A 23,757-nucleotide genomic window follows, 5' to 3' on the forward strand; every position below is an offset into this window, starting at 1 on the left:
GGCTGTGTCTGAGATAACCCTCGCCGCCGAGCAGCACGCGACCGCTGTCACCTCCCAGGCCAGCGGGGCGATCCTGGCCAACGCCTGGCTTCTGATCGCGTTTCCGCTGGTCGGCGCCGCGATTCTGCTGCTGGGAGGCCGGCGCACCGACAGCTGGGGACACTGGCTGGGCACCGCCCTTCCCCTGGCGAGCTTCGGCTGGGCGGTGGCGGCCCTGTTCGAGATCCTGGCCGCGGCGCCCGAGGAGCGCAGCTTCGCGGTCCCCGTCTACACCTGGTTCAGCGCGGGCGGCTTCGACGCCGAGGTCGGCCTGCTGCTGGACCCGCTCTCCATCAGCTTCGCGCTACTGATCACCGGCGTCGGCTCGCTCATCCACATCTACTCGGTGGGCTACATGGCCCACGACGAGCGGCGCCGCCGGTTCTTCGCCTACCTGAACCTGTTCGTCGCGGCGATGCTGGTGCTGGTGCTCGCCGACAACTTCGTGCTGCTGTTCCTGGGCTGGGAGGGCGTCGGCCTGGCGTCCTACCTCCTGATCGGGTTCTGGCAGCACAAGGACTCGGCCGCAGTCGCGGCGAAGAAGGCGTTCCTGGTCAACCGGGTCGGCGACATGGGTCTGCTGATCGCGGTCATGATCATGTTCTCCGCCTTCGGCACCGTCGCCTTCTCCGGCGTCTTCGGCGCCGTCGAGCAGGCGGGCGCGGGGCTGACGACAGCGCTCGGCCTGCTGCTGCTCCTGGGTGCCTGCGGCAAGTCCGCTCAGCTTCCCCTGCAGTCGTGGCTGCTGGACGCCATGGAGGGCCCCACCCCGGTCTCCGCGCTGATCCACGCCGCGACCATGGTCACCGCCGGCGTCTACCTGATCGTGCGCGCCGGTCCGGTCTTCGAGGCCGCGCCCGCCGCCCAGACGACGGTCGCCGTCGTGGGCGCCGCGACGCTGCTCGCCGGTGCCGTGATCGGGTGCGCCAAGGACGACATCAAGAAGGCGCTGGCCGGCTCCACCATGAGCCAGATCGGCTACATGACCCTGGCGGCCGGGCTCGGCCCCGTCGGCTACGCCGCCGCCATCGCCCACCTGATCACGCACGGCTTCTTCAAGGCCGGGCTGTTCCTGGGCGCCGGATCGGTCATGCACGGCATGAACGACGAGGTCGACATGCGCCGCTACGGCGGCCTGCGCAAGGCGATGCCCATCACCTTCGCCACCTTCGGCCTGGGATACCTGGCCATCATCGGGTTCCCGCTGCTGTCGGGCTGGTGGACCAAGGAGGGCATCATCGAGGCCGCGTTCGCCTCCGGCGGCGCGACGGGCACCGGCCTGGGCGTGGCCGCGCTCGTCGGCGCCGGGCTGACCGCGTTCTACATGACGCGGGTGATGATCCTGACGTTCTTCGGCGAGCGCCGCTGGGCCGAGGACGCGCACCCGCATGAGTCGCCCGCCTCCATGACCGCGCCGATGATCGTGCTGGCCGCCGGGTCGGTGTTCCTCGGCGCCGTCCTGGTGTTCGGCTACCGCTTCGCGCACTTCCTGGAGCCGGCGGTCGGCGCCCCCGAGGAGGCCCACGAGTTCCACCTGGCGGCCATGTTCACCAGCGTCCCGAGCCTGGCGGCGCTGGGGCTGATGGTGGCCGGTGCGGCCATGGCCTGGTTCATGTACGGCCGCCGCGAGGTTCCCGTCGTGGCGCCGCGGCCCGGCCCGGTCACCGCCTTCGCCCGCAACGAGCTCTACGGCAACGCCCTCAACGAAGGGCTGCTCATGCGCCCGGGGCAGGCCGTCGCCGCGGCGCTGTCGGCCTTCGACGCCAAGGTGGTCGACGGCCTGGTCAACGGGGTCGGCACGAGCGTGCGCGACAGCTCCCGGGGCCTGCGCGGCGCGCAGACGGGCTTCGCCCGCACCTACGCGCTGACGATGCTGTTCGGCGCCGCCATCGTCGTCGCAACGCTGGCTGTGAGGATCTAGATGACCGACTTCCCCTGGCTCACCCTCGCCATCGCGCTGCCCGCACTGGGCGCCGCCGCGGTGGCGCTGCTCCCGTCCGACCGGGTCGAGACGGCCAAGCGTGCGACCCTGGGCGTCACCGTGGCGACCCTGCTGGTGGTCGCAGGGATGGCCGCGCAGTTCGCCCCCGCGGGCGGGGAGAGGCTGCAGTTCACCGAGGTCTACCCGTGGATCCCGCGCTTCGGGGTCAACTACGCGGTCGGGGTCGACGGCATCGCGCTGGTGCTGATCCTGATGTCGGCGGTGCTGGTGCCGCTCGTGGTCCTTGCGGCCTGGCGGGAGAACGACGACGCCCCCGACGGAGGCAAGGGCTACTTCGCGCTGATCCTCGCCCTTGAGGCGATGATGATCGGGGTGTTCGCCGCCACCGACGTCTTCCTGTTCTACGTGTTCTTCGAGGCCATGCTGATCCCGGTCTACTTCATGATCGGGCGCTACGGCCGCGGGGACGAGCGCCGCGCCGCGGCGGTCAAGTTCCTGCTCTACAGCCTGCTGGGCGGGCTGCTGATGCTGGTGGCCGTCATCGGCGTCTACGTCTACGGCGGCACGTTCCTGTGGAGCGAGCTGGCGGGCCCCGGGGGAGCGCTGGCCGGCGTCGACCCCGCGGCCGCGCGCTGGCTCTTCCTCGGCTTCTTCGTCGCCTTCGCCATCAAGGCGCCGATGTGGCCGGTGCACACCTGGCTGCCTTCGGCGGCCGGGTCCTCCCGGCCGGGCACGGCGGTGCTGCTGGTCGGCGTGCTGGACAAGGTCGGCACCTACGGCATGCTGCGCTACTGCCTGGAGATGTTCCCGGGCGCGGCCACGTGGTTCGTGTGGCCGGTGGTGGTCCTCAGCCTGGTCAGCATCGTCTACGGCGCGGTGCTGGCGATCGCGCAGAGCGACATGATGCGGCTGATCGCCTACACCTCCGTGTCGCACTTCGGGTTCATCACCCTGGGCGTGTTCGTCATGACCTCCCAGGGCCAGTCGGGCGCGGCGCTGTACATGGTCAACCACGGCTTCGCCACGGGAGCGCTGTTCCTGGTGGTCGGTTTCCTCATCGCCCGCCGGGGCTCTTCGGCGATCGCCGACTACCGCGGCGTGCAGAGCAGGGCGCCGGTGCTGGCCGGGGTGTTCCTCGTCGCGGGGCTGGCCGGGCTCGCGCTGCCGGGGCTGTCGCCGTTCGTCAGCGAGTTCCTCGTCTTCATCGGCACCTACGCCTTCCACCCGGTCCCGGCGATCATCGCCTCGGTCGGGGTGGTGCTGGCGGCGCTCTACATCCTGTGGATGTACCAGCGCACCATGACCGGGCCGCTGCCCGAGGGACTGGCGCGGCTGCGCGACCTGTCCCGCCGGGAGACCCTGGCCGTGGCGCCGCTGGTCGCGCTGCTGATCGTCTTCGGCGTCTACCCGCAGCCGCTGCTGGACGTCGTCAACCCCGCCGTCGAGGCGACCATGGAGTCCGTCGGCGCCACCGACCCCGAGCCGGCGATCGGCCACGCGGAGGCGACCGGCGAGGGCGGGTCCGGGCACGAAGGAGGAGGCCACTGATGGGGGAGGAGCGGAGCGGCCGCCGAGCAGCCCGTGCCCGGGCGCGCTGTGCGGGCCCGGAGCCGACCGGGGCGACCACCGGGATGACTGAGACGACCGAGACGACGACACCGGAGAGGGAGCACGCATGATGGCGCCTGTGCAGCTGATGGCGGCTCCGGTCATCACGGAGAACCCGCCCGAGATCGACTACTGGCTGCTGTCGCCGATGCTCGTGGTCTTCGGCGCCGCGGTCGCGGGCGTGCTGATCGAGGCGTTCGTGCCGGCGGCCCGGCGCCGCCCCCTGCAGCTGGGGCTCGCCCTCGCCGCGGTCGGCGCGGCGTTCGTGCTCACCATCCTGGTCACCGGTTCGCTGCCCTCCGGCGAGGCCGGCGTGGGAATCGCGTTCGGCAGCATCGCCGTCGACCGCGTCGCGGTGTTCCTCCAGGGCACGGTGCTGGTGCTGGGGTTCATCAGCCTCCTGCTGATCGCCGAGAACCGCCGCGGCGAAAGCGCCTTCGCGGCGCAGGCGGCGGCGGTCCCCGGCAGCGAGGAGGAGCGCGAGCACGTGATGGCGGGCTCCCAGCACACCGAGGTCTACCCGCTGGTGCTGTTCGCCCTGCTGGGCATGCAGCTCTTCCCCGCAGCCGGCGACTTCCTGACGATGTTCGTCGCGCTGGAGGTGATGAGCCTCCCGCTCTACCTGCTGTGCGGGCTGGCACGCCGGCGCCGGCTGTTCTCCCAGGAGGCGGCCGTGAAGTACTTCCTGCTCGGCGCGTTCTCCTCGGCGTTCTTCCTGTTCGGGATCGCCATGGTCTACGGCTACGCCGGTTCGGTGAACTTCGCCGAGGTGGCCTCGGCCGTCGAGCAGGGCGGCGGGCCGCTCTTCCCCGACGGCGGCGGGCGGCCGCTGCTGCTCCTCGGGATCGGGCTCGTCGCGGTCGGCCTGCTGTTCAAGGTCGGCGCCGTTCCCTTCCACAACTGGAAGCCCGACGTCTACCAGGGTGCGCCCACGCCCATCACGGCGCTGATGGCCTCCTGCACTCTGGTGGCCGCCTTCGGCGCGCTGCTGCGGGTGTTCTACGTCCCCTTCGGCCCCTCGTCCGCGGACTGGGCACCCATGCTGTGGGTCGTGGCCGTACTGACCATGGTGCTGGCGGCGGTGATCGCCGTGACCCAGCGCGACATCAAGCGGCTGTTCGCCTACTCCTCGGTCGTCCACGCCGGGTTCGTGCTGACGGCGGTCGTCGCGGCCAGCCCCGAGGGCCTGGCCGGCGCGATGTTCTACCTGGCCGCCTACGGGTTCACCACGATCGGCGCGTTCGCGGTGGTGACCCTGGTGCGCACGCACGAGAACGGGCCGGAGGCCAACGAGCTGTCGCAGTGGGCGGGGCTGGGCCGTACGTCGCCGATGCTGGCGGGTGCGCTGGCGCTCTTCTTGCTCGCTTTCGCCGGTATCCCGCTGACCAGCGGGTTCATCGGCAAGTTCGCGGTGTTCGAGGCCGCCATGGCGGCGGGGGCGACCCCGCTGGTGGTGGTCGGCGTGCTCAGCAGCGCGGTGACGGCGTTCTTCTACGTGCGCATCATCGTGCTGATGTTCTTCGCCGAGCCGGCCGGGGGCGGCCCGACGGTCGTGCGGGCGGGCGCCTTCACCGGTTCGGCGATCGCGATCGGCGTGGCGGCCACGTTCCTGCTCGGCGTCTTCCCCTCGCCGGTGCTGGACAACCTGGTCCCCCAGCCGGGGCAGGAACAGGGCGAGTCGCTTCTGGCGACGGACGGGGGCGCTCGGTAGCCGGGGTCACTCGGTGGGTGGCTTTGGCAGCCGAATCCGGGTCAGATAACTTGGCTAGTCGGTTTTGTTCATCCCGAGAGCGCGCGATACGTCCGTTTTTGGAGGTGTCGCGCGCCTGCTGACGTGTGGAGCTTCCAGGTGAGCGGTGCTGTCCCGAGCGATTTCCTCGCTCTGCCGAGTATCGACGCGGGCCTCGCCAAGGAGGTCCAGGAAGCTCTGGACGAGGTCGAGAACCTGCTGCGCGAGTCCGTCTCCGCCAGCGACCCGCTGCTGACCGAAGCGGCCTCGCACCTGCTCTCGGCCGGGGGCAAGCGGTTCCGCGCCACGCTGGTGCTGCTCGCCTCGCACTTCGGCGACCCCACGGCGCCCGAGCTGGTTCGCGCCGCCGCCGTGGTGGAGCTGACCCACGTCGCCACGCTCTATCACGACGACGTGATGGACGAGGCGGACCTGCGCCGCGGCGAGCCCAGCGCCAATCAGCGGTGGGGCAACAGCGTGGCGATTCTCACGGGCGACTACGTGTTCGCCCGCGCCTCAGAGATCCTGGCCGACCTCGGCACCGACGCGGTGCGGATGCAGGCGCGCACCTTCGGGCGCCTGGTACAGGGCCAGATCCTGGAGACCTCGGGGCCTCAGGGCGGCACCGACCCCCTGGAGCACTACCTGCGGGTGATCTCCGACAAGACCGCCTCGCTGATCGCGTCCTCCGCGGAGTTCGGCGCGATGTTCTCCGGTGCCGGGCCGCAGGTCACCAGCACCATCACCCGTGCATGCGACGCGCTGGGCATGGCCTTCCAGCTGGCCGACGACATCCTGGACGTCGCGGGCGAGTCCAGTGAGTCGGGCAAGGTGCCCGGCACCGACCTGCGCGAGGGGGTGCTGACCCTGCCGATGCTCTACGCGCTGCGACCGGCCCCGTCGGGCGGCGCCGACGATGCGCGGCTGCGCGAGCTGCTCGGCCGCCCGCTGAGCGAGGCCGAGACCGAGGAGGCGCTCGGGCTGCTGCGCTCGCACACCGCCATCGAGGAGGCGCGCGCCACCACCCGCGAGTGGGCCGACCGGGCGCGCGGGGAGCTGGCCACCCTGCCGTCGGGCCGCACGCGCGAGGCCTTCGAGGCTTTGTGCGACTACGCCGTGCTCCGCTCGGGCTGATCCCCCCGCCCAGCCCGCTCCCGCGCTCCGCCCGCGACACGGACTGAGGCCGGCGGCCCTCGCATCGGGCGCGGGCCCGACCGACCGTTCGCCCGGCGCACAGCCGGGCGGGCGCTGCGCGGGGCGCAAAGTGCGGGTACCGAATCGGTCATCTGTCGGCAATGTCCCTTCCTGTCCTTGCATGTCCCCTTCACCTGCGGGAATCTGCCGACTGGCGGCCCCGGTGCGCAGCCGCGCGCTGCGCTGGGCCGAGCACGCTCGCAGGCGATACGGGGGGAAGTGAGTCGCCGTGGCACCGCAGGGGACCCAGCGTTTGATCGGGCACCGCCTGGTCGACAAGGACGGCGCGGCAGTGGGCAAGATCGGGCAGGTCTTCTATGACGACCAGACCGACGCGGCCAAGTGGATCACCGTGCGCACGGGCCTGTTCGGCTCGCGCGAGAATCTCGTGCCGTTGTCCGGCGCCGAGATGGTCTACGACGCGTTGCAGGTGCCCTGGTCGCGCAGCAGGATCAAGAGCGCGCCGAGCTTCGACGTCGACCAGCACATATCGGTGGAGCAGGAGGACCAGGTCTACGCGCATTACGGGCTGAGCCCGGAGATCCCGGGACAGCGCGTTCCCGAGCAGTACGAGCGTCCGCGCGGCAGGCACGCGCGGCCCGAACCCGCTGAGCGGTCCAGGACGCCGGCCGACAGGCCCGGCCCGCCGACCGGGAGGCCCGGTCCACCGCCGGAGAGGACCGGCCCTCCGCCGGAGAGGCCGGGTCCGCCGGCTGAGAGGCCCGGGCCCGACGCCGTTCCCGTTCGCGGAGTCCCGAGCGGGGCGCGGCAGCCGGATGAGGAGCAGCGGCCGATGTGGGAGCCGAGCGGTCGGAGTGCGCCCACACCGCGCCTCGGGGACGAGTGGGGCTGGGACGCCGATCCGCGTTCGCTGCCCGGGGACGAGTGGGGCCGGGACACGGCTCCGCGCTCGCGGCCCCAGCAGGGCACCGGAGCCTGACACCGGGTTCCCGGCCCGGGGCCGCGGCCGGCGCTCCCGCCCGCCGGCCGCGGCCCCGGGGCGCACGGGGGGTCGCCTGTCCCGGTCCGGGGGCGCCGCTGCCGGCCCGTCGGTGCCGCGCTCGCCGAGGGATGAGCGGAGCGGCGTTCAGTCGGTCTCGCCGACGGGTTCGCCCGCGGGCGCGGTCCCCTCCGCTGCGGGGGTTCGCCTGCGGCCGCTCCGGGGAGCGGCGGGCCGGGCCTCCGGCTCGGCGTCGCGGCGTGCGCGGGAGGTGCGGGCGTTGTGCCGGAGCATGTCGGTGACGAAGACGGCGAGCGCGCACCACACGATCGCGAACCCGACCCAGCGGCTGGGCGGCATCTCCTCGGCGAAGAGCAGCCAGGCGAACAGGAACTGCATCACCGGGACGATGAACTGCAGCAGCCCGAGCATGCTCAGCGGGATCCGGCGGGCGGCCGCGCCGAAGGCCAGCAGGGGCAGCGCGGTGACGACCCCCGAGCCCACCAGTGCGACGCTGTGCCAGGGCGAGGCGCCGGTGAAGGTTCCGGAGCCGGTGGCCTGCAGGAACACGATGTAGCCGACGGCGGGCAGGAACAGCAGCAGCGTCTCCGCGGCCAGGCTCTCCACCCCGTCCATCCCGGCCAGCTTCTTCAGAGCGCCGTAGGTGGCGAAGGAGAACGCCATGCCCAGCGAAAGCCACGGCACGCCGCCGTAGGCCACGCTCAGCACCGCCACGGCCACCGCGCCCAGCGCCACCGCGGCCGCCTGGGCACGGCGCAGCCGCTCGGCGAAGAACACCACCCCCACCAGCACGCTTACCAGCGGGTTGATGAAGTACCCCAGTGCGGCCTGGCTCGTCTGCCCGCTGTTGACCGTGTAGACGAACAGCCCCCAGTTCACCGAGATCACCGCGGCGGCCCCGGCGAGCATCGCCAGGCGGTCGGGGCGGCGGAGCAGGGCGGCCAGCCACCGCCAGTGCGCGCGCAGCGCCAGCAGCACCAGCACGGTCAGCAGGGACCACACCATCCGGTGGGCGATCACCTCGGTGGCTCCGGCCGCGGAGACCAACGGCCAGTAGAGCGTGGACAGGCCCCACATCAGATAGGCGCCGGCCCCGAGAAGTACACCGCGATTGGAATCAGGCACGCTGGCAAGCCTAGGCCAGAATTCATCCCATGAGCGTCCGAATACGCTCCGATCGGGCGGCCTCCGACCGGCCGCACGCGCGGCCCCCGGGTAGCCTGGAGGCATGTTCGGCAAGCAGATGACCATGGTCACTCCGGAGCAGGCCCTGCCCGGCAGGGACGCCGCGATGCCGGTTCCCGAGCGCCACGAGGTGCTCGGCACCCCACTGGCCCCGCCCTACCCCGAGGGCAGCGAGATCGCCGAGTTCGGAATGGGCTGCTTCTGGGGCGCCGAGCGCGCCTTCTGGGAGATCGGCGCCGGCAACGGCATCATCACCACGGCCGTGGGCTACGCCGGCGGCTACACCCCCAACCCCACCTACGAAGAGGTGTGCAGCGGCCGCACCGGCCACACCGAGGCCGTCCGCGTGGTCTTCGACCCCCGCGCCATCTCCTACACGGACCTGCTCAAGGTCTTCTGGGAGGGCCACGACCCCACCCAGGGCATGCGCCAGGGCAACGACCTGGGCACCCAGTACCGCTCCGCGATCCTCTACCGCGGCGACGACCAGAAGGCCGCCGCCGAGTCCTCGCGCGAGGCCTTCCAGGGGGTGCTGACCGGGTCCGGCCACGGCGCGATCACCACCGAGATCGCCGCCGCAGGCCCGTTCTACTTCGCCGAGGGCTACCACCAGCAGTACCTCTCCGACGCCAAGAACCCCAACGGCTACTGCGGCCTCGGCGGAACCGGCGCCACCTGCCCCGTGGGAGTCGCCCGCACGCAGTGACGGGAGGCGTCCCGGGCGCCGGCGGCGGCGCGGCCGGGACGCCGCTCCGTGGTCTACGCTCGTCGCATGCCCCACCGCGAGCACGACGCCGGCCTCGTCTGGAACCGGTTGTCCGCGCCCCGTATGGCTCCCTACCTGGAGAAGGCGGGCGGAGACAAGGGCGATGCGCTCGCGCTCTACGAGTGGAGCACGCGCACCGCTGCTGCGGCCTTCGAGGACGTCGGCCACTTCGAGGTGCTGCTGCGCAACGCCGTCGACTCCTGCCTCCGGCGCCACTTCCGCGAGGACGAGCGCAAAATCCCGTGGTTCCTGCTGCCGCTGCCGGGCGGCGAGGGTGCCGCCGCACCGGTGCGGTCGGTGCGTGAGCGCTTGCGGGAGGAGGGCAAGGAGTCCCGGGACCAGATCGTCGCCGGGCTCACCTTCGGATACTGGTCGGGGTTGCTCGGGCCCGAGTACGCGGAGCTGTGGCGGGACGGGCTGCACAAAGCGTTTCCGAACGCGCCGGGGCGGCGCCGCAGGGTGTTCGCTGCGCTGGACGGCATCCGCGTGTTCCGCAACCGCCTCGCCCACCACGACTCCATGCTCGGCGTGGACGTCCCCTTCGAGGCGCGGAGGGTCTTCGCGGCCGCCCGCTGGATCGACGAGGACGCGGCTGCCTGGTTGGAGCGCCGCAGCCGGGTGCTGGAGCTGTGCCGGCTGTGCCCGACCGGCGCGGGGGACACGGCCGCCGACCGCGCCCGGGAGCGCCGCAAGCCCCTGCGAGCGGTGCTGCGCAGCGCCGCGGGCCTGCGGGCCGCCGCACGCAGCCGACCGCGCACCTGAGCGGCGTATTCGGCCCGGGTCCGATGAGCACCACCGCAGGCGGCGCGACCACGCGGCCGGGGGCGTTCGGCCGCGTGGTCCCTCGCGTCAGCGCTGCCAGCGCCGCTCCGGCGCGCGGACGGCGAACGCCCGTGGCGTCCGCTCCGCCCTGCCGGGCGAGAGCGCAGGACACCCCGCCCCTCACCGAAACCGCTCGGGCGCCGGCGGCGGCGACAGGCTCGTTCTTGCAGGTTGTTCAGCGGGAGAGGTTGCGGTAGGCCCGGGCGGAGAGCGGGACGAACACCGCCAGCAGGAGCGCGGGCCAGGCGAACGCCAGCGCCACCGCATGCTCGGCGAGAACCCCGCCCGTGGTGCCGAGCGGGTTGCCGAACAGCTCCCGGCACGCGGCGGCGGTCGCCGACACCGGGTTCCAGCCGGCGAGGAAGCCGAGCCAGCCCGGCATCGTCTCGGGGGCCACGAAGATGTTGGACAGGAATCCGAACGGCCACACCAGCACCTGGACCGCAATCAGCGCACCCTCGCTGCGGATCGCCAGACCGAGGTAGACCCCCACCCAGAGCACGGCCAGGCGCAGCCACAGCAGCAGCGCCGCCGCGAGGAGCGCCGAACCGATCGACCCGTCGACGCGCCAGCCGATGGCCAGTCCGCCCGCCATCAGCACGGCGAGCTGGACGACGGAGTTCATCAGGTCGGCGGCCGTGCGGCCGAGCGGGACACCGACGGCGGAGATCGGCATGGAGCGCAACCGGTCGGTGATCCCGCGCTTGGTGTCCTCGGTGATCGCGCCCATCGTGCTTTCGATGCCGAAGAGCATGGTCAGGGTGAACATGCCGGGCAGCAGGTAGGGGAGGTAACCGCCGCCCCCGGGCAGGTCGATCGCGCCGCCGAACAGGTAGCCGAACACCAGCAGCAGCATGACCGAGAAGGCGATCCCGATGACCGGGGCCCACGGTTCGCGCTGCCAGTGCTTGAGGTCCCGCACGGTCAGGACCCAGCCGTGGCGGAGAGTCTGGAGGGTCATCGCAGGGCTCCTTCGTGCTCGGCGGCCTCGCCGTCGGCGGTGAGGTGGAGGAAGACCTCGTCGAGGGTCGGGCGGCGCAGGACGGCGTCGTCGACGCCGATGGACGCGGCGTCGAGAGCGCGGACCGCCGCCACCAGGGCGGCGGTGCCGCCGGACGGCCCGGCCTCGACGGTGACACGCAGCGCCTCGGCGTCCGGTGTTCCGCCGAGCACTTCGGCGGTGCGATGCAGCTCGCCGGGGTCGCGCGGGGTGATGATGACCCGGTCGCCGCCGAGGGAGCCCTTGAGCTGCGAGGAGGTGCCCTCTGCGATCACCCGGCCGGCGCCGAGGACCGTGAGCCGGTCGGCGAGCTGGTCGGCCTCGTCCAGGTACTGCGTCGTGAGCAGCACCGTGGTTCCCTCGCCGACCACCCGCCTCAGGGTCGTCCAGACGTCGTTGCGCCCGCGCGGGTCGAGACCGCTGGTCGGCTCGTCGAGGAAGAGCAGCCGCGGCCGTGTCACCAGGGCGACGGCGATGTCCAGCCGGCGGCGCATGCCGCCCGAGTATGTCGAGACCTTGCGGTCGGCCGCGGCGGAGAGTCCGAAGGCGTCGAGCAGCTCGCCGGCGCGGGCGCGGGCGGCCGCCTTCGCGAGGTTGTGCAGCCGGCTGAACATGACCAGGTTCTCCCGGCCGTGGAGCTTCTCGTCCAGTGCGCTGGTCTGGCCGACCAGGCCGATGGCCGCGCGCACGTCGCGGGGCGAGCGGCCCACGTCGTGTCCGGCGACGCGGGCCTCGCCGGAGTCGGGGCGGGTGAGGGTGGTGAAGATGTTGACCGCGGTGCTCTTGCCGGCGCCGTTCGGGCCGAGCAGGGCGTGCACGGTGCCGGGCGCGACCTCCAGGTCGAGGCCGTCGAGGGCCCGGGTAGGACCGTAGCGCTTGTGTAACCCGCGGGCGAGCAAAGGCGTGGCGGCGGTCATGGGCATCCTAACTTTGTACGGCGTACGGAGAATAAGATGCTGAGTGTAGCATGAACTCTGTACGCCGTACGAAGAAGTAGGATGGGATGCCGTGACCCGCGACCCCGATCCCTCGCTGCGCCTGCTCTGGCGCCACGCGGCACCCGGGCAGGAGCCCCAGCGCCGCCGCGGACCCAAGCAGCGGCTCTCGGTCGACGAGGTGGTGGACGCGGCGATCGGCCTCGCCGACGCCGAGGGCCTGGACGCCGTCACCATGCGCGGGCTCGCCGGGCGGCTCGGACTGGCTCCGATGACGCTCTACACCTACGTGCCCAGCCGCCAGGACCTGATCGTGCTGATGGTCGACCAGGCGCTCGGCCGCACCCACCTGCCCGAGCTTCCCGACGACGCGCGGCTGCGGCTCGAACTCGTCGCCCGGGTGCAGCACGACGACTGCCGCGCCCACCCCTGGCTGCTCGACGTCACCGGTGTGCGGGCGTGGCTCGGTCCCCACGCGGCCGACCGGTACGAGTGGCAGCTCGCGGCGGTGGACGGGCTCGGACTCGGCGACATCGAGATGGACCAGACGGTCGCGCTGCTGGTCGGGTTCGCCGGCAGCATCGTCCACGCCGAACACCGGGTCCGGCGCGCCGAGCAGGAGTCCGGGGTGAGCGACCGCGAATGGTGGGACGCCAACGCCCCGGCGCTCGGCGAGCTGATGGCGGGCCGGTCCTACCCGCTGGCCGGCAGGGTCGGGCTGACGGTTGGCGAGGCCTACCAGGCGGCCGGTTCACCCGAGCGGGAGCTGGAGTTCGGGCTGGCCCGGATCATCGACGGCGTGCTCGCCCACGCGTCCCGGGCCTCCGCCGACCAGAGCCCGCCCGCGCCGGAGCGGTAGGCGCGGCGCTCCCGGGCGCGGTGCCGACTGCCCGCTTTACCCACCCGGTGGGAGGACATCGGGTGGTGCAGCCGGCTGGACGGCGCCGCCGGAGGCGTTCACAGGGCTCCGCCCGCGCGGTTGGTGCGCACGATCAGGTAGACGAGGTAGGGCGCCCCCAGCACGCCGGTGATGACCCCCACGGGGTAGCGGGTGCCGAAGGCGAACTGTCCGCAGAGGTCGGCCACCAGCACGAGCAGGGCGCCGACCAGCGCCGAGGGGACGAGCAGGGAGCCGTTCGGCCCGAGGATGCGCGCCGCGATCGGACCGGAGAGGAAGGCCGCGAACGCGATCGGCCCCGTCGCGGCGATCGCGAAGGCGATGAGCCCGACCGCCCCCGTGGTGGCGACGAGCCGTGTCCGGTCGACGCGGACGCCCAGGGCCGACGCGGTCTCGTCGCCCAGCCGCAGCACCGTGAGGTCGCGCGATATGGACAGCAGCACGGGCCCGATCACGACCAGCGCGGCGACGACCGGGAGGGCCTCCTCCCAGCCGGCGCCGTTGAGGCTGCCGGTGAGCCAGCGCAGCGCCTCCTGCAGGTCCCACTGGGCCGCGCGGTCGAGGACGTAGGCGGTGACGCTGTCGAGCATGGCCGCGATCCCGATACCGATCAGGATGAGCCGGGTGCCGGTGACCCCGCGCTTGAACGACAGCACGTACACGATCAGGGACACGGCCAGGCCCGCGGCGATCGCGAAGACCGACACCCCGGTCCCGTCGAGGGAGAGCACCACGATCGCGAAGGTCGCGGCCGCACTGGCGCCCGAACTGATTCCGATGATGTCCGGGCTGGCGAGCGGGTTGCGCAGCATGGTCTGGAAGGTGACGCCCGCCAGCCCGAAGCACACGCCCGCCGCCGCCGCGAGCACGGCCCGCGGCAGCCGCAGCCGGCCCACGGTGAACGAGGCGCCCGGCACGTCCTGACCCAGAATCACGCCCAGAACGTCCCCGGGCGGGTAGAAGGTCCGCCCGATCATCAGCGTCGCGGCGAACACGAGGACGATCAGGGCGGACAGGACGGCGATCACCGTCCGCCGCCGGCGCAGGCTGCGCCTCCGGACAGGGCCGACGCCTGTCCGGCCGGTCTCGGCGGTGAGGGCGCTCACAGGTCACGAACCTTCTGACGGCGGACGATGTAGATGAAGAACGGACCGCCCACCAGAGCGGTCACGATGCCGACGTCGACCTCGCCGGGCCGTGCCACGACGCGGCCCACGACGTCGGCCGCCGTGAGGAGGGCGGCGCCGCCGACCGCCGAGAACGGCAGCAGCCACCGGTGGTCGACGCCGACGAGCAGTCGGCACACGTGCGGCACGACCAGCCCGACGAAGCCGATCGGGCCGGTGACGGCGGTGGTCGCGCCGCACAGCACGACAGCGCCGAAGGCGGACGTCGTCCGCGCGATCGCGACGCGCGTCCCCAGGCCCGCGGCGACGTCGTCGCCCAGCGCCAGGAGGTTGAGCCAGCGGGCCGACAGCAGGCAGACCAGGAAGCCGACCGCGAGGAACGGGAGGACCCGGCCGATGCTGTCGAACGTGCCGCCGCCGACACCGCCGATCTGCCAGGACCTGACGCTGTCGGCGATGTCGCCGCGCGGAAGCACGACGGCGCTGATGGACGACGCCAGAGCGGCGGAGGTCGCCGCGCCGGCGAGGGCGAGCTTGAGCGGGGTCGCCCCGCCCCGTCCCATGGACCCGATGGCGTAGACGAACACGGCGGTGGCGCCCGCGCCTGCGATCGCCACCCAGGTGTACGCGCTCGCCGACGTCAGGCCGAAGTAGCCGATACCCGAGGCGACGGCGAGCGAGGCGCCCATGTTCACGCCGAGGATCCCCGGATCCGCCAGCGGGTTGCGGGTGACCCCCTGCATCACCGCCCCCGCGACGCCGAGGGCGGCGCCCGCGGCGGCGGCGAGCAGCGTCCGGGGGATCCGCTTGGCCACAGCCGCCTGGTCGAAGCCCTCGACCGAGCCGGACAGGGCCGCCAGGACGTCGGCCCACTCGACGTCGCGGGAGCCGACGGTCACCGAGGCCGCCGCGAGCGCGACCAGGACGCCGGACAGGGCGAGCAGCCAGAGGGGCGTGCCCCGCGGCGGCCGCCGCCGTCGGGCGGTGTCCGCCGCGGGCGCGGCGTGGGCCGTCACCGCTTCGCGTCAGCGGCTTCGGACAGGAGCGACAGGTAGTCGTCGAGGACCCACGAGATCGACAGCGGTGTCGGGTTCGCGGCCGTACCCAGCGGGCTCTCGCCGGGAAGGTTGACGATCGCGCCGTTCTCCACGGCCGGCATCTGCGAGAGCAGGGGGTCGCCCTCCAGGGCGTCTACGAGCTCGTCGCCGCCGTAGGTGACGATGATGTCCGCGTCGTCGAAGGCGTCCGCTCGTTCGGCGCTCTGGGTGAGGGAGAACTCCTCGGTCTCGGCCGAGGCGTCCGCGATGCTCTGCGGGGTCTCCATCCCGAGGTCCTCGAAGAACATGGCGCGCGTGTCGTGGGCGGTGTAGAAGCTGACCTCGCTGAGGTCCGTGGTGTCGACGTGCGTCAGGAACATCGCCGACTCGCCCTCGATAGCGGGATACTCGGCGACCGCCGCCTCGATCTCCTCGTCGAGGTCGGAGACGAGCTTCTCGCCCTCGTCCGCCATGCCGATGGCCTTGCTGTTCATCCTGATCAGCTCCCGCCACGGCGTGCCCCAGGCGGTCTTGGGGTAGGCGACGACGGGGGCGATCTCGCTCAGCGTGTCGTAGTCCTCCTGAGTCAGTCCTGAGTAGGCGGCGAGGATCACGTCCGGCTTGGTGTCCGCGACGGCCTCGAAGTCGATGCCGTCGGTCTCGTCGAACAGCACGGGCGTTTCGGCGTCGAGCCTCTTGAGGCGCTTCTCGACCCAGGGGAGCACGCCGTCGCCGTCGTCATCGCCGAAGTTGGCGGCGGCCATGCCGACCGGCACGACCCCCAGGGCGAGCGGGACCTCGTGATTGGCCCAATTGACCGTCGCCACGCGTTCGGGCTTCGTCTCGATCGTGGTCTCGCCGAACGCGTGCTCGACGGTGACGGGGCTCCAGTCGCCGGAGCCGCCGGATCCCTCGTCGGAGGGCGACGAGGAGCAGGCTGCGGTCCCGGCGGCGAGCAGTGCGGCCGTGGCGAGTGCGACCAGCCGTGAAACGCGGGGCATGGCTTCCTTCCGGTTGTGGCGGGCCGCGCGGCGGGGCCCGGCTCTCCCGCCGCCTGGCGCGCCTTCTACGGCGTCCCGCTGCGTCGGGGGACCGGCCGGAGGGCACGTCTCGATACGGCGCACGACGCGCACGCGACCGCTGCGGCAGCAGACTTAGGTTTGCCTAGCCAAAGCTAGAGCTGGGCGCCTCGGGTGCGCAACCGCGCAGATACGACAGTGTTTGTCGCAGAACGGACAAGCGCCGCGCGCATGTCCGTTCGCCGCGTCACTGCGACCGGAACCGCCCCGGGCTCACCCCGGTGATCCGCCGGAAGGCGGCGCCGAACGCGCTCGCCGAGTGGTATCCGACACGCTCGGCCACCTCGTCGAGCCGGTCGCCGCGCGCGAGCATCGCGACCGCCTGCTGCATACGCGCCGCGGCCACCCACCGGCTGAACCCCAGACCGGTCTCGGACTGGAACGTCCGCGTGATGGTGCGCGTGCTCACGCCGAGCCGCGAGGCCCACACGGCCAGCGTCGTCGCGTCACCGGGATCCTCGCGTACGGCGGCGGTGATGGGGGCGAGCAGCGGCGAGTCCGGCACCCGCAGAGTGAGCTCGTGGCGGGCCGGCACGAGGAGGTCGAGCACCATCGCCTCCGTGCGCGCACGCGCGGCCGGGGCCAGGCCGTCGGCGTCCAGCCGGTCCAGCAGCAGCCGCAGCAGCGAGGTCAGCTCCACCGCGACGGGCACGTCAGAGATCGACGGCACCGCGTCGACGGCGAAATGCGCGGCGCGATGGCGGAGGCCGGCGGGCGTCCACCCCGCGTGGGGCGTACCGGCCGGTACCCACAGGGCGGCGGTCGGGGTGATCGTCCAGACCCGGCCGCCGATGACGGCCGACGAGGCGCCCCGCTCGTTCCAGAGGAGCTCGTGCGTGGGGTGCGAATGCATCTCCCAGAACGTGTCGCCGGGGATGGTCTCCACCGAGCTCTGGACGACGAACGGCACGTCGATCTCGCCGGCGCGGTACAGGGGAAGGCTGCGCCGGTCGGTCGCGCCGTCCGGCGGCGGTCCGCCATCGCGCAGCAGAACCGCCGGACTCGGCGCGATGTCTCGTTCGGCCACGTCATCCAGGCTAAGCGCCGGCGGAAGAGCGGGCGCGGGCGGCCCGGTCCGCGCACCGCGCCTGCCCGAGCCGCCCGAGGGGCGGGGCCGGCAGGCGCGGCCGCGCGGCGCCTACGGCTGCGTGAGCACCTTGGCCGGGTCGGGGCAGTAGGCGGTCATCCAGTGCGGATCGATGCGGTAGTAGACCACGTCCCCCCAGTTCATCGGGGTCTCGCCGTAGTGGGCCACGAGGTGCTCCAGTACCGCCGGCCAGCCCGCGGCCTCCGGGTCGGCCGCGTCCGGCGGCGTGATGGGAACCGCTGTGCCGTGGGTGAACACGCCCAAGTCGTCACCCCGGATGTGGGCGGCGCTGACAGCGGGGCGCGCCGCCAGATGGCGGGCCTTGGCGGAGGACCGCTCGGTGCCGACGACCCAGCGCCCGTGCAGGAAGTGGCCGTCGACGCCGCTGATGCGGGGTTCGCCGGCGGCCGTCACCGTCGCCAGCGCCAGGGTGCACATACCGGTGAGCGCGCGGGCGGTCTGCTCGGCGGTGAGCGTGCTCGGGTTGTCCCCGTCGGCCTGGTAGATCGAGCGCAGGTGCGCGCCCGCGCCGCCAAGTGAGCGGTCGAGCAGGTCCTGGAGGTCGCCGAGTTCGGTGCTGGTCTCGTACATGCGGGCGATTCTGCCGCCGAATCCTGACACCGCCCGTCAGGAACGCCGTGCGGGGCGCAGGCGGTCTCCCCTCGGCCCGAAATCGTCGGTAGCGGGTGAGACGCTTCCCACATGATCGACCATCTGTCCATACAGGTCGCCGACATGGCGGCCGCCACGGCCTTCTACGACGCGGTGCTCGCACCCCTGAACGGGCGGCGGGTGATGGACTTCGGCGAGGACGCCGTCGCCTACGGCGTCGGCGAGTCCCCGGTCTTCTGGGTGGGCCCGACCGCCTCTTCGGCGCCCCCGCGGGAGGTCCACCTCGCCTTCGCCGCCGGTGACCGCGCGGCCGTCGAGGCGTTCCACGCGGCCGCCGCGGCCGCCGGAGCCGAGGTACTGCACGCGCCGCGGGTGTGGCCGGAGTACCACCCGCACTACTACGGCGCCTTCGTGCGCGATCCCGACGGCAACAACGTCGAGGCCGTCTGCCACGCACCGGAGTGACCCGGGTCCTCCGGCGCCACCCGTGCCGGAGGAGCCCCGCCCGGGTTCGCGCGTGTGTGGCGTGCCGGCCTCCGCACGCCTCGGTGTGGCGGCCGCCGCAGCCGGGGCGGCGGTGGTGGACTGGTGGAGTGAACGCGGGCGGGGGAGACGGCGACGACCACCCGGGCGCGCCGGCGGGTGCGGGTTCCGCCGCGCGGCGGAACCCGTGGCCGACGGTCAAGGACGTGCTGGTGACGGTCGTCGCCGACGCCGCCCTGCTCGCGGTCTACGTGCTCGCGCCGCTGACCCCGTCGGTCGACCGGCATCTGACGCTGCGCTCGATCGGCGCGCTGCTGCTGTTCGCCGGCCTCGTCGTCTGGCAGGTCCGCGCGGTCTCACGCGCACCCCGGCCGGAGCTGCGCGCCGGAGCCGCGGTCGGCCTGCTCGCGGCGGCCTACCTGCTGGGCTGGGCCGCGGTCTATGTGCTGCACTCCGCAGCGGAGCCGGCCGCGTTCACCGAGCGGCTGAACCGCGTGGACGCGCTGTACTTCACCGTGACCGTGTTCGCCACGGTCGGGTTCGGCGACATCGTCCCGCTCACCCCGACCGCCCGCGCGGTGGTGACACTCCAGATGCTGCTCAATCTGCTGCTGATCGGTGCCGTCCTGCGCCTCGTCGTGGACACCGCCCGCCAGCGCCGGCGCAGCCTCGACCGCGGCTGAGCCCCGCGCTGTCCGCCAGGTCCTGCTCACGACGTGCTTCATGTCCGGCGCGCCCGGTCCGGAGGCCGGACGCGCCCGGTCACTCGCCGGCGATCCGCTGCCGCCAGTCGCCTTCGGCGGTGAGCCAGTGCGGGGCGATCCGCACGGGGAAGGGCAGGTCCGCCTCCAGGACGTCTTCGCCGTGGGCCTGGGCCGCCTCGACGTAGCAGCCGTCCTCCAGACGCAGCGCGAGAATCCCGGTCTTGTCCGGCGCGGGGTCGACGATCCAGTAGGACTCGATGCCGAACTCCGCGTACTCCTGCCGCTTGGTGTGCGTGTCGCGCAGCACACTCTCCGGGGAGACGACCTCCACCGCCAGTGCCGGCGGCCGTGTCAGGTAGGGCTGGTCCGCGTCGCGCTGCCGGATTACCGCCAGGTCCGGGATGCGGTGGCGGGTCCGGTCCGCGTTGAGGTCGATGCCTGCTCCGGGCAGGACGACGAACTCCGGCGGAGCGCTGTTGGCGAGGTGCGTGCAAAGCCGTCCCTCGATCAGCGTGTGCATGAATACCGGCGCCGGGGACACGTCAAGCTTCCCCTCGGCCAGCTCGTAGCGCCTGCCGTCGTCCGGCATGCGCGCCAGGTCCTCCGTCGTCAGACGCTCGGCGGGCGGGCCCGCCTTTCCGATGCTCATAATCGCCATACTGCCTCCTAACTCGCATGGAGACCAGTATCCGGACGCCTGTTCGGTTACGGGCGAGTACGCTGCAAATTCTCCGGAAGGATGTCCGGCTTGTCGGGGGTTGCCGCGAAAACTCCCGTCGGTCGGGCCCGAGAATGGCGAAGGCCCGGGCGGCCGTCGTGCCGCCCGGGCCCGATGCGCCGGCAGACGGGACTCAGCTGACGCCGATGCCCTTCTCGTCGTGCACGTCGACGACGGAGCAGCCGTCGGGGGCGAAGCCCGAGGCCTGGAGCACGTCGACGCACACCGGGACGGTGATGTTCTGCACGTCGGCGTTGTTGTCGGCGCTGGCGGTGCCGGCCATGGCGCCGAGGGCGAGGGCCGTCCCGGCGATGAGGCCGGAGACCGTGGCGATGCGCTTCATGGGATTCCTCTCGGAGTACGGGAAGCTCACGAGGGCGGCCGTTCTCTCCGCCCCGCGACAAGTAACTTAACGTAGTTGAGGAAGCACGTCACGTGGTTATGGGCAAAACGCCGACGATTATTTCGTCCATGACCTGCGAAGATCCGGCTTTCGGTGCAGAACGGACGCTTCACCCTCCGTCGCGGCCGCCGCGCGCAAGCGCCGGACCCGCTTGCGCGGCCGGGATCGCGGGGCCGGCCCGCCGTCGGCCCGGCCCGGCCCGTCCGACACGGGAGCGGCCCGCGTGCGTCGCACGCGGGCCGTTGCGGTGCCGGGCCGGCGCCCTCGGCCGAACACGGCCGCCGGCCGGATCCCGGACGTACTCCCGGTTACCAGCCCTGCTGGCCGTAGCCCGGGTACTGCTGCCCGTAGCCCGGCTGCTGTCCGTAACCCGGCTGCTGCTGTTGTCCGTAACCGGGGTACTGCTGCTGCCCGTAGCCCGGGTACTGCTGCTGGTACTGCTGGTAGCCCTGGCTGTACTGCTGCCCGGTCTGGTACTGGTAGCCCGCATACGGGTCCTGCTGCTGTCCGCCGGTGGGCTGCTGCTGATAGGCCTGCTGCTGTCCCGTGTTGTTCTCGGCGGCCTGCTGGCCGCCCGAGGCCTGTGCGCCGCCCCCGGCGTCGGGCCGGAAGATGAACAGCCGCGCGGACTCCCCGTCCTCGCCCGCGCTCGGCGTGATCTGGTCCAGACGCCACCCGGCCTCCTCGATCCCCTCGAGGATGCGGGTCAGGCCGGGGCGGACCTTGCTGGACGCCTCGTCGTAGCTGTTGACGTCCAGTTGCACGATGAACATCCGGCGCCTCTGCTGCGCGGCGACCTTCGCGTGCTCGACGACGGTGCTGTCCCTCACGACCTGCGTGACGCTCATGTGTCAACCGTACCTATCTGCTCTGTGCGGCACTCGCCTGCCCGTTGCTCGTCGCCCGCCATTCACGTCAGCCGAGAAGCCGCTGCGCCGGGCACGTCCGCACCCATGATGCCTTCTTTGGGAGTCTTCTAGCCAGAAGTCCCGGAACGGCTACGCTCCTACCGCCTCCACCGCGTCCCTGATCGGCGTGGGCCCGCCCACCAGCTCCAGAACCCGGCCGATGGTGGCGGGCTCGTCGAGCAGTGCGGCGATGACCGCGGCGACGTCCTCGCGCGGAATCTCCGCCCGCTCCACCTTGGGCGCGAGCCACACCTTCCCGGTTCCCGCCCCGTCCGTGAGCCGGCCCGGTCGCAGGATCGTCCAGTCGGTCTCCAGGCTTCGCCGGCGCAGCTCGTCGTCGGCGGCGCGCTTGGCCTCCACGTAGGCGGCCCACACCGGCTCCGAGTCGGGCGGCGGCCCCTCGTCCACCGCGATCGCCGAAACCATGATGTAGCGCCGCACACCGGCCAGCGAGGCTGCGTCGGCCAGCAGTCGGGCCGCGTCCCGGTCGACCGTGGCCTTGCGCGCCGCGCCGCTTCCCGGGCCGGCGCCCGCCGCGAAGACCACCGCGTCGGCGCCCATCACCTTCTCGGTGAGCTGGGTGACGGTGGCCTCCTCCAGATCGAGCACGACCGGTTCGGCACCGGCTTCGCGCACGTCGGCGGCGTGGTCGGGATTGCGGATCAGGCCTACCGGCGTGTCACCGCGCGCGGCCAGGAGCCGTTCGAGCCGCAACGCGATCTTGCCGTGTCCTCCGGCGATGACAATACGCATACCCGCAGGCTATGCCCTCCGCCCGGCGTCCGGCCCGCGGCCACCGAAGGAGCCGGAGGAGGCGGCGCGCACCGGCGCGCGGTGCCGCACCGGCGGCGCGCGCCGCGGCTCACCCGCCGGCGAAGCGCTCCCGCAGCACCCGCTTGAGCAGTTTGCCGCTGGCGTTGCGCGGCAGGTCGTCGACCAGGTGCACGCGTTTGGGCGTCTTGAACCCCGCCAGCCGCTCGCGCACGAACGCGATCAGCTCGTCCTCCGTGGCCGGGCCCTTCAGTACGGCGACCGCCGTGACGGCCTCGCCCCACTCGGAGTGGGGCACCGCGATCACGGCCGTCTCGGCGACGGAGGGGTGCTGGTAGAGCACGTCCTCGACCTCGCGCGGCGCCACCAGCACTCCGCCGGTGTTGATGACGTCCTTCACCCGGTCCACGATCGTGAAGAAGCCCTCGGAGTCGCGCCGCGCGATGTCGCCCGAGCGGAACCAGCCGTCGCGGAACGCCTCCTTGGCCTCCTCGGGCTTGTCCCAGTAGCCCACGCACAGCTGCGGGGAGCGGTAGACGACCTCGCCGCGCTCGCCCGGGGCGACGTCGGCACCCTGCTCGTCAACCAGGCGCGCCTCGACGAAGAGCACGGGCCGCCCGCAGGAGTCCATCCGCCCCTCGACGTGCTCCTCGGGCCGCAGCACCGTGGCCAGCGGACCGATCTCGCTCTGCCCGAAGCAGTTGTAGAAGCCGATGCCCGGGTGGCGTTTGCGGATGCGCTCCAGCACCGGCACCGGCATGATCGCCGCTCCGTAGTAGGCCTTGGCCAGTCCGGACAGGTCGCGCGTCGCGAAGTCGGCGTGGTTGGACAGCGCCGCCCAGACCGTGGGGGCCGCGAAGAACGAGGTGATGCCGTTCTCCTCGATGCGGCGCAGGAGGTCGGCGGGCTCGGGGGTCTCGACGACCTCGCTGTAGGCGCCCGCCGCCAGCGCCGGCATCAGGAACACGTGCATCTGGGCGGAGTGGTACAGCGGCAGGGCGTGCAGCATCCGGTCGCCCTCGGAGATGTCGAGGGCGTGCAGGCAGCTGAGGTACTCGTGCACCAGTGCCCGGTGGGTCATCATGGCGCCCTTGGGCGCCGACGTGGTGCCGGAGGTGTAGAGCAGCTGGACGAGGTCGGTGTCGCCCACGTCGGTGAAGACCTCCGCGGGGGCGTCGGGATCGCGCGCGACCTCCAGCACCGACTCCCCGGCTCCGCGCAGGGCCAGCACTTCGCGGGCGGGGATCTGCGAGCGGACCTCCTCGACGCGGCCGGCGAGCCTGGGGTCGGCCAGTACCACGATGCTGCCCGACTGCGACAGCAGGTAGCTCAGCTCGGCGCCGCCGAGGTTCTGGTTCACCGGCACGTGCACCAGGCCCGCCCGCGCGCAGCCCAGGAACGCCAGCAGGTAGGCATCGGAGTTGTGGCCGTAGGCGGCCACCCGGTCGCCGCGGGTCAGGCCGAGGCCCAGCAGCCACGCCGCAACGCGCGTCACGCCCCGGTCGAGTTCGGCGAAGGTCCACTCGCGGTCGCCGAAGCGCAGCGCGACGCGGTTCGGAGACCGCGCCGCGGTTCTGTGCAGCACGCCGTCGACCGTGCTCGCTCTGGTCAGTGCCGAGTCCCCGGCTCCCATACCGCCTCCCGCAGCCGTGTCGGGCGCCCGCCGCCCCTCCTGCGGCATGGCGCACAAACCAACCTAGGCCGCGGAAGCGCCGCTGGGCCAGACGCGAACCGCACCTGTGTACGCCC

At 72.5% G+C, this 23,757-nt stretch carries 23 protein-coding genes; 10 read left to right on the top strand and 13 right to left on the bottom strand.

Features of this window, described 5'->3' with window-relative positions:
- Window positions 1-13 precede the first annotated feature (13 nt).
- The 5 genes from nuoL to ABEA15_RS04640 all read left to right on the top strand — a co-directional run bounded on the left by nuoL (window position 14) and on the right by ABEA15_RS04640 (window position 7,452).
- A complete protein-coding gene (gene nuoL / locus ABEA15_RS04620; protein ID WP_344142039.1) occupies window positions 14-1,960 on the top strand; it encodes an NADH-quinone oxidoreductase subunit L in 1,947 nt (648 codons plus the stop codon).
- A complete protein-coding gene (locus ABEA15_RS04625; RefSeq protein WP_344141959.1) occupies window positions 1,961-3,529 on the top strand; it encodes an NADH-quinone oxidoreductase subunit M in 1,569 nt (522 codons plus the stop codon).
- Window positions 3,530-3,656: 127 nt separating this feature from the next.
- Window positions 3,657-5,300: an NADH-quinone oxidoreductase subunit NuoN gene (nuoN, locus tag ABEA15_RS04630; protein ID WP_344141958.1), complete on the top strand. Its 1,644-nt coding sequence runs from the start codon at window positions 3,657-3,659 to the stop codon at window positions 5,298-5,300.
- A 138-nt stretch (window positions 5,301-5,438) separates the two neighbouring features.
- Complete coding sequence (locus ABEA15_RS04635) at window positions 5,439-6,452, top strand: polyprenyl synthetase family protein (RefSeq protein ID WP_344141957.1); 1,014 nt, start codon at window positions 5,439-5,441, stop codon at window positions 6,450-6,452.
- A 289-nt stretch (window positions 6,453-6,741) separates the two neighbouring features.
- The gene (locus ABEA15_RS04640; RefSeq protein WP_345555618.1) at window positions 6,742-7,452 is read left to right on the top strand and encodes a PRC-barrel domain-containing protein; all 711 of its coding nucleotides are present in this window, start codon (window positions 6,742-6,744) and stop codon (window positions 7,450-7,452) included.
- Between the two features lie 147 nt (window positions 7,453-7,599).
- On the opposite strand, the gene rarD is transcribed toward ABEA15_RS04640, so the two are convergent.
- Window positions 7,600-8,598, bottom strand: a complete 999-nt coding sequence (gene rarD, locus ABEA15_RS04645) for an EamA family transporter RarD (RefSeq protein WP_345555619.1) — start codon at window positions 8,596-8,598, stop codon at window positions 7,600-7,602.
- A gap of 103 nt (window positions 8,599-8,701) precedes the next feature.
- Between rarD and msrA the strand changes: the two genes are divergently transcribed.
- Together msrA and ABEA15_RS04655 are read left to right on the top strand one after the other, a co-directional pair.
- Window positions 8,702-9,364 (top strand): peptide-methionine (S)-S-oxide reductase MsrA, encoded by a 663-nt coding sequence (gene msrA / locus ABEA15_RS04650; RefSeq protein ID WP_345555620.1) that lies wholly within the window; start codon window positions 8,702-8,704, stop codon window positions 9,362-9,364.
- 66 nt (window positions 9,365-9,430) lie between these two features.
- Window positions 9,431-10,186, top strand: coding sequence for a hypothetical protein (locus ABEA15_RS04655; RefSeq protein ID WP_345555621.1), 756 nt, complete (start codon window positions 9,431-9,433; stop codon window positions 10,184-10,186).
- Window positions 10,187-10,421: 235 nt separating this feature from the next.
- Here the strand turns inward: ABEA15_RS04655 and ABEA15_RS04660 are convergent, their stop codons facing one another.
- Both ABEA15_RS04660 and ABEA15_RS04665 read right to left on the bottom strand, forming a co-directional pair.
- On the bottom strand, window positions 10,422-11,207 hold the full coding sequence (locus ABEA15_RS04660) for an ABC transporter permease (protein ID WP_345555622.1): 786 nt from the start codon (window positions 11,205-11,207) through the stop codon (window positions 10,422-10,424).
- Window positions 11,204-12,169: an ATP-binding cassette domain-containing protein gene (locus tag ABEA15_RS04665; protein WP_386698880.1), complete on the bottom strand. Its 966-nt coding sequence runs from the start codon at window positions 12,167-12,169 to the stop codon at window positions 11,204-11,206. The genes ABEA15_RS04660 and ABEA15_RS04665 overlap by 4 nt, the downstream gene beginning before the upstream one ends.
- 85 nt (window positions 12,170-12,254) lie before the next feature.
- Here ABEA15_RS04665 and ABEA15_RS04670 point away from each other — a divergent pair, with 85 nt between their 5' ends.
- Window positions 12,255-13,040 (top strand): TetR/AcrR family transcriptional regulator, encoded by a 786-nt coding sequence (locus ABEA15_RS04670; protein WP_345555623.1) that lies wholly within the window; start codon window positions 12,255-12,257, stop codon window positions 13,038-13,040.
- A 98-nt stretch (window positions 13,041-13,138) separates the two neighbouring features.
- Here ABEA15_RS04670 and ABEA15_RS04675 read toward each other — a convergent pair whose 3' ends face one another.
- The 5 genes from ABEA15_RS04675 to ABEA15_RS04695 all read right to left on the bottom strand — a co-directional run bounded on the left by ABEA15_RS04675 (window position 13,139) and on the right by ABEA15_RS04695 (window position 18,000).
- Window positions 13,139-14,185, bottom strand: a complete 1,047-nt coding sequence (locus ABEA15_RS04675; RefSeq protein ID WP_425579358.1) for a FecCD family ABC transporter permease — start codon at window positions 14,183-14,185, stop codon at window positions 13,139-13,141.
- Window positions 14,182-15,222, bottom strand: coding sequence for a FecCD family ABC transporter permease (locus tag ABEA15_RS04680; RefSeq protein WP_344141949.1), 1,041 nt, complete (start codon window positions 15,220-15,222; stop codon window positions 14,182-14,184). The genes ABEA15_RS04675 and ABEA15_RS04680 overlap by 4 nt, the downstream gene beginning before the upstream one ends.
- Window positions 15,219-16,244, bottom strand: coding sequence for an iron-siderophore ABC transporter substrate-binding protein (locus tag ABEA15_RS04685; RefSeq protein ID WP_344141948.1), 1,026 nt, complete (start codon window positions 16,242-16,244; stop codon window positions 15,219-15,221). The genes ABEA15_RS04680 and ABEA15_RS04685 overlap by 4 nt, the downstream gene beginning before the upstream one ends.
- A gap of 265 nt (window positions 16,245-16,509) precedes the next feature.
- Window positions 16,510-17,349 carry a helix-turn-helix domain-containing protein gene (locus tag ABEA15_RS04690; RefSeq protein WP_345555624.1) on the bottom strand — a complete coding sequence of 280 codons (840 nt, stop codon included), beginning with the start codon at window positions 17,347-17,349 and terminating at the stop codon, window positions 16,510-16,512.
- A gap of 111 nt (window positions 17,350-17,460) precedes the next feature.
- Window positions 17,461-18,000: a pyridoxamine 5'-phosphate oxidase family protein gene (locus tag ABEA15_RS04695; RefSeq protein WP_344141946.1), complete on the bottom strand. Its 540-nt coding sequence runs from the start codon at window positions 17,998-18,000 to the stop codon at window positions 17,461-17,463.
- Window positions 18,001-18,111: 111 nt separating this feature from the next.
- Between ABEA15_RS04695 and ABEA15_RS04700 the strand changes: the two genes are divergently transcribed.
- Together ABEA15_RS04700 and ABEA15_RS04705 are read left to right on the top strand one after the other, a co-directional pair.
- Window positions 18,112-18,486, top strand: coding sequence for a VOC family protein (locus ABEA15_RS04700; protein ID WP_345555625.1), 375 nt, complete (start codon window positions 18,112-18,114; stop codon window positions 18,484-18,486).
- A gap of 128 nt (window positions 18,487-18,614) precedes the next feature.
- The gene (locus tag ABEA15_RS04705; RefSeq protein WP_345555626.1) at window positions 18,615-19,187 is read left to right on the top strand and encodes a potassium channel family protein; all 573 of its coding nucleotides are present in this window, start codon (window positions 18,615-18,617) and stop codon (window positions 19,185-19,187) included.
- Window positions 19,188-19,266: 79 nt separating this feature from the next.
- On the opposite strand, the gene ABEA15_RS04710 is transcribed toward ABEA15_RS04705, so the two are convergent.
- The 5 genes from ABEA15_RS04710 to ABEA15_RS04730 form a co-directional block, all read right to left on the bottom strand.
- Window positions 19,267-19,857 (bottom strand): Uma2 family endonuclease, encoded by a 591-nt coding sequence (locus tag ABEA15_RS04710; protein WP_425579359.1) that lies wholly within the window; start codon window positions 19,855-19,857, stop codon window positions 19,267-19,269.
- Between the two features lie 202 nt (window positions 19,858-20,059).
- Window positions 20,060-20,269 carry a hypothetical protein gene (locus ABEA15_RS04715; protein ID WP_344141939.1) on the bottom strand — a complete coding sequence of 70 codons (210 nt, stop codon included), beginning with the start codon at window positions 20,267-20,269 and terminating at the stop codon, window positions 20,060-20,062.
- A 368-nt stretch (window positions 20,270-20,637) separates the two neighbouring features.
- A complete protein-coding gene (locus ABEA15_RS04720; RefSeq protein ID WP_344141938.1) occupies window positions 20,638-21,177 on the bottom strand; it encodes a hypothetical protein in 540 nt (179 codons plus the stop codon).
- Between the two features lie 150 nt (window positions 21,178-21,327).
- Window positions 21,328-21,990 (bottom strand): SDR family oxidoreductase, encoded by a 663-nt coding sequence (locus ABEA15_RS04725; protein ID WP_345555628.1) that lies wholly within the window; start codon window positions 21,988-21,990, stop codon window positions 21,328-21,330.
- Window positions 21,991-22,099: 109 nt separating this feature from the next.
- Window positions 22,100-23,641, bottom strand: coding sequence for a fatty acyl-CoA synthetase (locus ABEA15_RS04730; RefSeq protein WP_345555629.1), 1,542 nt, complete (start codon window positions 23,639-23,641; stop codon window positions 22,100-22,102).
- Between the last annotated feature and the right edge of the window lie 116 nt (window positions 23,642-23,757).

The organism is Streptomonospora halophila, from assembly GCF_039542725.1.
GTDB lineage: Bacteria > Actinomycetota > Actinomycetes > Streptosporangiales > Streptosporangiaceae > Streptomonospora > Streptomonospora halophila.

Excerpts from the sequence above, each read along its gene's own strand:
- ABEA15_RS04700 (WP_345555625.1), top strand. The coding sequence starts at position 18,112 with ATGATCGACCATCTGTCCATACAGGTCGCCGACATGGCGGCCGCCACG.
- ABEA15_RS04625 (WP_344141959.1), top strand. The coding sequence starts at position 1,961 with ATGACCGACTTCCCCTGGCTCACCCTCGCCATCGCGCTGCCCGCACTG.
- ABEA15_RS04660 (WP_345555622.1), bottom strand. The coding sequence starts at position 11,207 with ATGACCCTCCAGACTCTCCGCCACGGCTGGGTCCTGACCGTGCGGGAC.
- ABEA15_RS04695 (WP_344141946.1), bottom strand. The coding sequence starts at position 18,000 with ATGTACGAGACCAGCACCGAACTCGGCGACCTCCAGGACCTGCTCGAC.
- ABEA15_RS04730 (WP_345555629.1), bottom strand. The coding sequence starts at position 23,641 with ATGGGAGCCGGGGACTCGGCACTGACCAGAGCGAGCACGGTCGACGGC.
- ABEA15_RS04715 (WP_344141939.1), bottom strand. The coding sequence starts at position 20,269 with ATGAAGCGCATCGCCACGGTCTCCGGCCTCATCGCCGGGACGGCCCTC.
- msrA (WP_345555620.1), top strand. The coding sequence starts at position 8,702 with ATGTTCGGCAAGCAGATGACCATGGTCACTCCGGAGCAGGCCCTGCCC.
- ABEA15_RS04665 (WP_386698880.1), bottom strand. The coding sequence starts at position 12,169 with ATGCCCATGACCGCCGCCACGCCTTTGCTCGCCCGCGGGTTACACAAG.
- ABEA15_RS04725 (WP_345555628.1), bottom strand. The coding sequence starts at position 21,990 with ATGCGTATTGTCATCGCCGGAGGACACGGCAAGATCGCGTTGCGGCTC.
- ABEA15_RS04655 (WP_345555621.1), top strand. The coding sequence starts at position 9,431 with ATGCCCCACCGCGAGCACGACGCCGGCCTCGTCTGGAACCGGTTGTCC.
- nuoN (WP_344141958.1), top strand. The coding sequence starts at position 3,657 with ATGATGGCGCCTGTGCAGCTGATGGCGGCTCCGGTCATCACGGAGAAC.
- ABEA15_RS04685 (WP_344141948.1), bottom strand. The coding sequence starts at position 16,244 with ATGCCCCGCGTTTCACGGCTGGTCGCACTCGCCACGGCCGCACTGCTC.
- ABEA15_RS04720 (WP_344141938.1), bottom strand. The coding sequence starts at position 21,177 with ATGAGCGTCACGCAGGTCGTGAGGGACAGCACCGTCGTCGAGCACGCG.
- ABEA15_RS04710 (WP_425579359.1), bottom strand. The coding sequence starts at position 19,857 with ATGAGCATCGGAAAGGCGGGCCCGCCCGCCGAGCGTCTGACGACGGAG.